The 8,487-nt window shown below is 69.6% G+C and carries 12 protein-coding genes; 8 read left to right on the forward strand and 4 right to left on the reverse strand.

Annotated elements, in window-relative coordinates; translation table 11 throughout:
* Window positions 1-19: 19 nt before the first annotated feature.
* Window positions 20-337 (forward strand): WhiB family transcriptional regulator, encoded by a 318-nt coding sequence (locus tag ACFVM3_RS31435; RefSeq protein WP_005166974.1) that lies wholly within the window; start codon window positions 20-22, stop codon window positions 335-337.
* 66 nt (window positions 338-403) lie between these two features.
* On the opposite strand, the gene ACFVM3_RS31440 is transcribed toward ACFVM3_RS31435, so the two are convergent.
* From ACFVM3_RS31440 to ACFVM3_RS31455, 4 genes are all read right to left on the reverse strand, one after another.
* A complete protein-coding gene (locus ACFVM3_RS31440) occupies window positions 404-1,534 on the reverse strand; it encodes an ArsA family ATPase (RefSeq protein WP_378443558.1) in 1,131 nt (376 codons plus the stop codon).
* Window positions 1,534-2,538 (reverse strand): ArsA-related P-loop ATPase, encoded by a 1,005-nt coding sequence (locus ACFVM3_RS31445; protein ID WP_005166973.1) that lies wholly within the window; start codon window positions 2,536-2,538, stop codon window positions 1,534-1,536. The genes ACFVM3_RS31440 and ACFVM3_RS31445 overlap by 1 nt, the downstream gene beginning before the upstream one ends.
* 22 nt (window positions 2,539-2,560) lie before the next feature.
* The gene (locus tag ACFVM3_RS31450) at window positions 2,561-2,809 is read right to left on the reverse strand and encodes a hypothetical protein (RefSeq protein ID WP_378443559.1); all 249 of its coding nucleotides are present in this window, start codon (window positions 2,807-2,809) and stop codon (window positions 2,561-2,563) included.
* Between the two features lie 89 nt (window positions 2,810-2,898).
* Window positions 2,899-3,843 carry an esterase/lipase family protein gene (locus tag ACFVM3_RS31455; protein WP_378443560.1) on the reverse strand — a complete coding sequence of 315 codons (945 nt, stop codon included), beginning with the start codon at window positions 3,841-3,843 and terminating at the stop codon, window positions 2,899-2,901.
* Between the two features lie 129 nt (window positions 3,844-3,972).
* Here ACFVM3_RS31455 and ACFVM3_RS31460 point away from each other — a divergent pair, with 129 nt between their 5' ends.
* The 7 genes from ACFVM3_RS31460 to ACFVM3_RS31490 all read left to right on the forward strand — a co-directional run bounded on the left by ACFVM3_RS31460 (window position 3,973) and on the right by ACFVM3_RS31490 (window position 8,335).
* Window positions 3,973-4,134 (forward strand): DUF4177 domain-containing protein, encoded by a 162-nt coding sequence (locus tag ACFVM3_RS31460; RefSeq protein ID WP_005166970.1) that lies wholly within the window; start codon window positions 3,973-3,975, stop codon window positions 4,132-4,134.
* A 12-nt stretch (window positions 4,135-4,146) separates the two neighbouring features.
* Window positions 4,147-4,602: a RidA family protein gene (locus tag ACFVM3_RS31465; RefSeq protein WP_125679755.1), complete on the forward strand. Its 456-nt coding sequence runs from the start codon at window positions 4,147-4,149 to the stop codon at window positions 4,600-4,602.
* Window positions 4,602-5,231, forward strand: a complete 630-nt coding sequence (locus ACFVM3_RS31470; protein WP_378443561.1) for a hypothetical protein — start codon at window positions 4,602-4,604, stop codon at window positions 5,229-5,231. The genes ACFVM3_RS31465 and ACFVM3_RS31470 overlap by 1 nt, the downstream gene beginning before the upstream one ends.
* 38 nt (window positions 5,232-5,269) lie before the next feature.
* Complete coding sequence (locus tag ACFVM3_RS31475; RefSeq protein ID WP_378443562.1) at window positions 5,270-6,418, forward strand: hypothetical protein; 1,149 nt, start codon at window positions 5,270-5,272, stop codon at window positions 6,416-6,418.
* 89 nt (window positions 6,419-6,507) lie between these two features.
* On the forward strand, window positions 6,508-7,320 hold the full coding sequence (locus ACFVM3_RS31480) for an NUDIX hydrolase (protein ID WP_378443563.1): 813 nt from the start codon (window positions 6,508-6,510) through the stop codon (window positions 7,318-7,320).
* Entirely contained in the window at window positions 7,317-8,087 is a 771-nt protein-coding gene (locus ACFVM3_RS31485) for an MBL fold metallo-hydrolase (protein WP_378443564.1), read from the forward strand. The genes ACFVM3_RS31480 and ACFVM3_RS31485 overlap by 4 nt, the downstream gene beginning before the upstream one ends.
* Complete coding sequence (locus tag ACFVM3_RS31490; protein ID WP_034314716.1) at window positions 8,084-8,335, forward strand: glutaredoxin domain-containing protein; 252 nt, start codon at window positions 8,084-8,086, stop codon at window positions 8,333-8,335. Before ACFVM3_RS31485 ends, ACFVM3_RS31490 begins: the two co-directional genes overlap by 4 nt.
* The last annotated feature ends 152 nt before the right edge of the window (window positions 8,336-8,487 follow it).

Genomic DNA, 8,487 nt, shown 5'->3' on the forward strand with positions numbered 1-8,487 from the left:
AGGGTAGGGAGCTGGGGGTATGGAAACCAACCAGTCGAGCTGGCGAGTCAATGCGTCGTGCCGCGACACCGATCCGGACGGTTTGTTCGTCCGGGGGGCGGAACAGAACCGGGCCAAGGCGGTCTGCCTCGGTTGCCCGGTCAGGACGGAGTGCCTCGCCGAAGCGCTCGATGGCCGGATCAACTTCGGCATCTGGGGAGGTATGACCGAACGGGAACGGCGGGCGCTGCTGCGGCGGCGGCCGGACGTTTCCAGCTGGGCGGACCTGCTTGAAGCGGCGAAGCGCAGTTTCACCGGGATCGACGAAGAGGAAGACGTCCGCGTCCGAGTCTCGTGATCATGGTTTCGTGAACGGCCCCTTCCCTGAGTCCAAGGTAGGGAAGGGGTCGTCCTTCACGGGAACTCAGGACTGGGTGGCCAGCCGCGTGCCGATGTCGCGCAGGCCTTCGAGATCGTGCACGTCACTGGGGAGCGCGGGCACCCGCACGAGCGGGACCTCGGGATGCGCCCGCGTGAACCTGGCGAGCAGCCGCGTCTCCCGATCGGCCAGCGCGACCCGGTCCGCGTGCAGCCGAAGCACGGCTTCGGCCAGCGGAGCGCTGGCCTCGCCCTTCGCGAGCTGCTCGGCGGCGGCGATGGCTTCGGCGCTGGACAGCGGGGCCAGCACCGGATGCGTCCGGTTCGCGACCAGCCCGGCCAGCGGCATGCTCTCCTCCGAGAGCCGCTCCACGAAGTAGGACGCCTCGCGCAGCGCGTCCGGCTCCGGCGCGGCCACCACGAGGAAAGAAGTGCCGCCGGACCGCAGCAGCTCGGATGTCTTGCGCGCGCGTTCGCGGAACCCGCCGAACATGCTGTCGAAGGCCTGCATGAACGCCGAAGCGTCGGTCAGCAGCTGGCCGCCGATGATCGTCGAGACCGCCTTCGCGAACATCGAGAACCCGGCGTTGACGACCTTGCGCAGACCCCAGCCGCCCGCCTTGGCCGGACCGGTGAGCAGCCGGATCATCCGGCCGTCGAGCGCGCTCGAAAGCCGCGTCGGCGCGTCGAGGAAGTCCAGCGCGGACCGGCTCGGCGGCGTGTCGACGATGATCAGATCCCACTCGTCGGTGGCCGCGAGCTGCCCGAGCTTCTCCATCGCCATGTACTCCTGCGTTCCGGAGAACGACGTGGAAATGGTCTGGTAGAAGGGGTTCTGCAGCAGTTGCTCGGCGCGTTCCGGGCCGGCGTGCACGCGCACCATGTCGTCGAAGGTGCGGCGCATGTCCAGCATCATCGCCCAGAGTTCGCCCTTGGGCTCGAAGCCTTCGACCTGCACCTGCTTCGGGTGGTTGCCCAGTTCGCGCAGGCCGAGCGCCTGCGCCAGCCGCCGGGCCGGGTCGATGGTGAGCACCACCGTCTGCCGCCCGCGTTCGGCCGCGCGCAACGCCAGCGCCGCCGCGGTGGTCGTCTTGCCGACTCCGCCGGATCCGCAGCACACGATGACCCGGCTTTCCGGATCGTCGATCAGCTTGTCGACCTCCAGGATGTCCGACATCAGCGCACCCCCTGCTCGGTCAGCGCTTCGGCGAGGTCGTAGAGCGCCGCGACGTCGACGCCGTCGGTCAGGTCCGGCAGTTCGAGACCCGGCAAGTCCGCTTCGGACAGTTGCTCGCGGGCGCGCTGCTCGGCCGCGACCCGCACGGCGTGCTCGACGGTCTCCTCGACCAGCGCGTCGAGGGTGCTGTCCGGCAGGTTCAGCCCGGCCGACGCGAGCCCGGCGCGGACGCGCGAGGCGTCGACGCGGCCGTCCGCGGCGGCGGTCACCGAACGGGCGGGCAGCCGCGGCGGGCGGACCCGGTTGACCAGAACGGCGCCTGGGCGCAGGTCGGCGCCGTCGAGCTCGGCGACCGCTTCGACGGTCTCCCGCACCGGCATCTCTTCCAGCAGCGTCACCAGGTGGACCGCGGTCTCACCGGAGTGCAGCAGGCGCACGACCCCGTCGGCCTGGCCGCGGATCGGGCCGGTCTTCGCGAGATCGGTCAGTGCCTTGGTGACGTCGAGGAACTTCACCACCCGGCCGGTGGGCGGCGAGTCGACGACGACGGCGTCGTAGGTGTGGCGGCCGTCCGATTCGGTGCGGCCGACGCATTCCTTGATCTTCCCGGTGAGCAGGACGTCGCGCAGACCCGGCGCGAGCGTGGTCGCGAACTCGATCGCGCCCATCCGCCGCAGCGTCCGCCCCGCGAAGCCGAGGTTGTAGAACATCTCGAAGTATTCGAGGAGCGCGGCCTCGACGTCGATGTGCAGGGCGCGCAGTTCGCCGCCGCCGGGAACGGCCGCGATGCGCTGCTCGGCGTACGGCAGCGGCTCGGTGTCGAAGAGCTGGGCGATGCCCTGGCGGCCTTCGACCTCGATCAGCAGCACCCGGCGCCCGCCCTTGGCGAGCGCGAGGCCGAGGGAGGCGGCGAGCGTGGTCTTGCCCGTCCCGCCCTTACCGGTGACGAAATGCAGCCTGGCTCTCGCGAGTTCGTCGGTCCAGCCGGCAAGGGGTGTGCTCACCGGTCCCACCCTAATTGAGCGGTCAGCCCGCCAGCATCATGACGCCGAGCGCGGCGGCGACCACTGCGACGACGCCCCAGGTCAAAGCCGCGGGCAGCACCGTGAGCATCACCACACCGAGCAGCAGGAGGACCACGAAGGCCACCGCGCCGGTGATCGCGACCGTCGCCGAGCTGTTCCGGCGGTCCCGTGCCTTCGCCATCAGTACGAGCACCAACGGCAGCCCGGCCGCGGCGAGCAGGACGGTCGCGACCACGCGCCAGGTCTCCACGGGTCCACCGTAGCGGTGACCGAAGTACATGAAGGCCCCCTTCCTGTACCTAGGCGCAAGGAAGGGGGCCTTCATGTACTTGGAGCGGGTCAGCTCCCGATGGGGGTCGCGGGCACGCAGGGAACCGGTTTCGCGTTCGCCGGGTCCAGCGCGTTGAGGACGTGCCCGGCGGCGTTGCGGTCGGCGGCGACGCCGGCGTGCTCGGCCAGGTCCAGCAGGCAGCTGTCCTGCAGGACGATGTTCTTCACGTTCGGCCCCCTGCCCATACCGCTCGTGTACGGGACGACGGCCTCGTCGTACCGGGTCATGATGTTCGTGTAGGTCACGCCCGGCTGGAAGACGCCGTTGCCCGACCGCAGCTTCGTCAGGAACTCCGAGCCGCGCAGGAACTGGCGGCACGAGCCGCAGAGCGGGTCGAGGATGCCGTCGAAACCGGTCGCGAGCCCCAGTGCGCCGGCGAGCGCGTAGAGATGCGAGGCACCGAACAGGGTCGTGCCGTCCCAGAGCGGGGTCAGGCTGACGTACTTGTCCACTTTGGACGCCCCGCCGAGGAACTTCACGTAATAGGACGGCATCAGCGTGCCTTCGGAATGCCCGAGGAGGTCCACCTTGGACGCGCCGGTCGCGCCGAGCACCCTGTCGACGAACGCCGAAAGCTCCTTCGCGCTCTGCTCCATCGGCAGGAGACCGCCCGGCTGGTAGATCGGCAGCGGCTTCCCGGGGACCCCGTAGGTCAGGGAGAAGACGCAGTACCCGTTGTTCTTGAGCAGCGGGGCGAACGTCTGCCAGTTCACCGTCTGGTTGGCGCTCAGGCCATGGGTGAGCACCACCGGATTCGGATGGGCCTCGCTCGGGCGGCAGCCGAAGTCGTTCGCGCCGGGCGGTGGGCCGCCGGGATTCGCCGCCTGCGCGGGCAGCGCCGCGGCGAGGGTCCACGGGACGGGGAGTTCCTCGTCGGCGTTCGCCGGTGAAGCGCAGATCAGGGCAAGGGTCGCGGCCAGGAAGGTGGCGGCGAGGGACTTCGTCGTCCGCATGTCGGCGTCCTATCTACTCCCGAGTAGGTGTGAAGTGAACCACATCGGCGGGAATTCGGCGAACCGGTCGCGAGAGGGTTTTCCGCATGTGTGTCGGGCGCGCTTGCCGGTTTGGCTACGCTCCCGGGCATGAGCGCCACCAAGTGGGAGTACGCGACCGTCCCCCTGTTGATCCACGCCACCAAGCAGATCCTCGACCAGTGGGGCGAGGACGGATGGGAGCTCGTCACCGTGCTCCCGAACCCGACCGGCGAGCAGCACGTCGCCTACCTCAAACGAGCGAAGAACTGAGGGATTGAAGCCATGACCTGGAGCGATCGACTCGCCGAGCTCGGGATCGAGCTGCCAGCCGTCGCCGCCCCGCTGGCGGCCTACGTGCCCGCCGTCCGCACGGGTTCGCACGTCTACACGGCAGGCCAGCTGCCTTTCGTCTCCGGTGAGCTCGAAGCGACCGGCAAGGTCGGCGCCGAGGTCAGCCCCGAAGAGGCGAAGCAGTACGCGCGGACGTCGATCCTCAACGCTCTCGCCGCGGTCGACTCGGTCGTCGGCATCGACAACGTCGTCCGGGTGGTCAAGGTCGTCGGTTTCGTGGCGTCCGCGGAGGGCTTCACCGGTCAGCCCGCGGTGATCAACGGAGCGTCCGAGCTGCTCGGCGAGATCTTCGGCGAGGCGGGTATCCACGCCCGTTCGGCCGTCGGGGTCGCCGAGCTGCCGATCGGGGCGCCGGTCGAGATCGAACTGATCGTGGAGGTGAAGTGATGGACCCGGACATCGAACGGTCCTCGCACGAGCTCCTGCTCCGGCTGGCCGGACGGCTGCCGGACCAGCTCTTGTGGCGGTTCCGTGACTGGCTGGGCGAGGGCGCGATGGGCACGCTCGCGCGCACCCTGCCCAGGTCTTTGCTTAAGCACAGGATCGACCTTGATCAAACGGAGTATCGCCTGCTAGTCGCCGGGCTCATCCCCCACGGAGCCGACTGGCATCAGGTGAGTTCCACCCTGGGGGTAGACGACGTCACCGAGACCAGGTACACATTCACGCAGAGTGCGCCCGAATGGGTGAACTCCGTCGACTCTGTGTCCGTATTGATCCACGCGACGTTGCGGGGACGGCCGGATGTGGGTGAAGTGCGGCAAAGCTGGCGACACCTCGGTGTGGTCGGCGAGGGTGGGGCGAAGCGAGTCCTCCTGGTCACGGCGACGAACGGTCTGCCGAGGCTGACCGGCGAGCTGCAGCGCGTCCTGCGCGTGCTGGGTGACGAGGAGCCCGGCGTCGAGGTTCTCCCGCCGAGCATCGACCTCACCGGCTATCACCGCACCGCGCTCGCCAACTCCGAGCTGATCTGTGTGGGCGCGGTGGACACCGGAAGTCGGCTGGTCGCCGCTTAACGCTCGCTCCACCAGGCGAGCCGGGAGGGAGCAGAGCAATGGTGGAGGTCCACGACGGCCCGCCCATGGACGGGTTCTCGGTGCCCCTGCGCCTGCACAACCTGTTACTGGCCCTGGCGGGTCGGATCGACGACAGTGCTTTGACCGAAGCGCGTGAGCTGATCGCGCGCGCGCACATCGACGAAGCGGTGGAGCTCACCACCGGCACCCTGATCGCGGGGAAGATCCCGGTGAGCTCGGCCGAACAGCGTGAACTCGCGCTCGTCCTCGAGATGAGCAGGTCCGACGCCACCCTGGCGAACGACCTGCTGGTCGTCGAGGAGGACGAGCCGGTGCTCACCCACCGGTTCACCGGTGAGAACCAGCCCGAATTCGGCCTCGCCGAGGCGCTCGACCGCACCCTGCAGGTGCTGCCGGACGTCCGGTCGGTGCACGCGGTGTGGCGGAACACGCCGGCGGGCAGTGTGCCCGGCGCGCTGCCGCAGCGGGTGGTCTTGGTCGAGATCGGCCCGGAGGGCAACCCGCCCGCCGTCGCGTTCCGCGTGGACACCGCGCTTCGCCGCGCGGGGATCCGTTCGGTCGTCGAGGTCGCGGGACCCGGCGTCGCGCGGTCCGCGTACCACCAGGCCGCGTCGTCGGCCGCGAGTCCAGTCTGGGTCACCGGGAGTACCCACTCCAGTGACTTTCGGTCCGAGCCGGTGACTCCGCCGCCCGCTCCCGCCCCGGCTCCCGAGCCGGTCAAGGAGCAGCCGAGCAGGCACGGGCTGCGGCCGGTCGGCGGCAGCACTCACGAACCCGTCGAGCCGATCGCGCCGGTGGTGCCGATCGTGCAGCAGGCGCCCGCGGCGTCGTCGCCGTCGTCGACTTCGTCGGAGTCGGCATCGCCGCGCAAGTCGCGGGCGGAGACCCGCGCCGAGCGCACGGCCGACCTGACGCCCGCCGAGGTGGCCCAGCTGCGCCAGGCGCTCAAGGAGGACCCCGAAAAGGGCCGCGAGATCGCCACGGGGAAGCCGAGCATGCACGAGGTCGTCGAGCTGCCCGCTCTCGACCTCGACGACCCCAGCCTGAGCGAGCGCGACCGCGCGCTCCTGCGCGAGCTGCACGCCGAGCTCGCCGAACGGGAGCGCGCCGAAGCGGCGAAGATCCGGCTGAACGGCGCTTCGCGCAGCAGCGGCTGGTCTTCCTGACATGTTCTAGGCGTTTCGTCCTCTGGATGCGGTGGTTGCACGCGCAACTACCGCAGCCAGAGGACGAAATGCGATGTTAGGTTGCGAGGGTGGCTGAAGAACTGACATTCGACATCCCGGTGGGGGCCGGGGTGGGCACCCGCGCCAACGCCGGCGGCGAGCCGGTGACGCCCAAGGACGCGGCGACCGTGATCCTCCTCCGCGACGGCGCCGACGGCGTCGAAGTCTTCCTGCAGCACCGGGTGAAGGGCATGCCGTTCGCCGGCGGGATGACCGTCTTCCCCGGTGGTGGCGTGGATTCCCGCGATGTCGACACCTCCGTCAGCTGGGCGGGCCCGCGGCCGGCCTGGTGGGCGGAACGCTTCGGCTGCGACGAATCGCTCGCCCGCGCCCTGGTGTGCGCGGCCGTGCGGGAGACGTTCGAGGAGTCGGGCGTGCTGCTCGCGAGCATCGGGGACGCCGTCGTCACCGACACGACGCCCTACCACGACGCCCGCGCGAAGCTGGTCTCCCGGGAACTCTCCCTCGCCGCGTTCCTCGAAGCCAACGGCCTGACGTTGCGCGCGGATCTCCTGCGCCCGTGGGCGAACTGGGTCACGCCGCCGGAGGAACCGCGCCGCTACGACACCTGCTTCTTCGTCGCCGTGCTGCCCGAGGGACAGGAAGCGGACGGCGCCACCTCCGAGGCCGTCAGTTCCGGCTGGCAGCGGCCGGCGGAGGCCATCGCCGATGCCAAGGAAGGGCGCCGCATGCTCATGCCACCGACCTGGATGACGCTCGCGGAACTGGGCGAGTTCGCTTCGGCGGCCGCGGCTCAGGCAGTCGAGCGGGAGATTTCGAAGATCATGCCGACGCTGGTGCGCGAAGGCGACAAGGTCCGCGTCGTCCTGGATCCGGCATGAGCGCCCCCGCGTACGGCGTGCTGCGCCAGGTGACGCCGACGGCTTCCGTGCTCCTGGAGCACAACCCGTCGTCGATGACGTTGGAGGGCACCAATTCCTGGGTACTGCGCGGGCCGGGCGCGGCAGGCTCCGTGGTCGTCGACCCCGGTCACGAGGACATCGAACATCTGACGCTGCTGGCGGAAACCGGTGCCGTCGAGCTGATCGTCCTGACCCACCACCACCCCGACCACGCCGAGGGCGCGCCCTGGTTCGCCGAGCGAGTCGGCGCTCCGGTGCGGGCCTTCGACGAGTCGCTCTGCATCGGCGGGAAGTCCCTTGTGGACGGTGAGGTGATCGAGGCGGGCGGCCTCCGGCTGTCGGTACTGCATACGCCCGGCCACACCGGCGACTCGATCTGCCTGGTGTCCGACGGCCAGATCCTGACCGGCGACACCATCCTCGGCCGCGGCACCACCGTGCTGCACGACCTCGGCGACTACCTGCGCTCGCTGCGGAAACTCATCCGCCTGCCCGGCGGCACCACCGGCCTGCCGGGGCACGGGCCCGAACTGCCCGACCTGGCCGCGACCGCGCGCGAATACCTGGCACACCGGGAAGAACGGCTCGACCAGGTGCGATCGGCACTGGAGAAGCTCGGCGCGGACGCCACCCCGCGCCAGGTTGTCGAGGTCGTCTACGCCGACGTCGACAAGGCTTTGTGGGCGCCCGCGGAGTGGAGTGTGCAGGCACAGTTGGACTACCTGAGGTCGGAGGACGGCGAATGAGTGACGTCGAGGTCGAGTTCTACTGGCGCCCTGGATGCGGGTTCTGCGCCGCGTTGGAACGGCCGCTGTCGAAGAGCGGCTTCAAGGTGAAGCGGGTCAACATCTGGGAGGACCCGGACGCCGCCGCGCGGGTGCGTTCGGTGGCGAACGGGAACGAGGTCGTGCCGACGGTCTTCGTGGGCTCGAAGGCGATGGTGAACCCTTCGTTCGGTGAGATCGAGGCCGCGGTGAAGGCTGCTTCCGCCTGAGTCGCCCAATGCTATGAAAGGTCCTTTCCTTGCAAATTTCGCAAGGAAAGGACCTTTCATAGCGTTCGGTACGGGGCGACGCGTCGAGTTGGGGCGCCGACGCAGGTGTCGCGAAAGCCACTTTCGGGACACCCCACCGCGCCCAACAGACC

It is taken from the genome of Amycolatopsis sp. NPDC057786 (assembly GCF_042797905.1).
Taxonomy (GTDB): domain Bacteria; phylum Actinomycetota; class Actinomycetes; order Mycobacteriales; family Pseudonocardiaceae; genus Amycolatopsis.

Coding starts and splice junctions, on each gene's coding strand:
- ACFVM3_RS31435 (WP_005166974.1), top strand. CDS start 20: ATGGAAACCAACCAGTCGAGCTGGCGAGTCAATGCGTCGTGCCGCGAC.
- ACFVM3_RS31440 (WP_378443558.1), bottom strand. CDS start 1,534: ATGTCGGACATCCTGGAGGTCGACAAGCTGATCGACGATCCGGAAAGC.
- ACFVM3_RS31455 (WP_378443560.1), bottom strand. CDS start 3,843: ATGCGGACGACGAAGTCCCTCGCCGCCACCTTCCTGGCCGCGACCCTT.
- ACFVM3_RS31460 (WP_005166970.1), top strand. CDS start 3,973: ATGAGCGCCACCAAGTGGGAGTACGCGACCGTCCCCCTGTTGATCCAC.
- ACFVM3_RS31465 (WP_125679755.1), top strand. CDS start 4,147: ATGACCTGGAGCGATCGACTCGCCGAGCTCGGGATCGAGCTGCCAGCC.
- ACFVM3_RS31470 (WP_378443561.1), top strand. CDS start 4,602: ATGGACCCGGACATCGAACGGTCCTCGCACGAGCTCCTGCTCCGGCTG.
- ACFVM3_RS31475 (WP_378443562.1), top strand. CDS start 5,270: ATGGTGGAGGTCCACGACGGCCCGCCCATGGACGGGTTCTCGGTGCCC.
- ACFVM3_RS31485 (WP_378443564.1), top strand. CDS start 7,317: ATGAGCGCCCCCGCGTACGGCGTGCTGCGCCAGGTGACGCCGACGGCT.
- ACFVM3_RS31490 (WP_034314716.1), top strand. CDS start 8,084: ATGAGTGACGTCGAGGTCGAGTTCTACTGGCGCCCTGGATGCGGGTTC.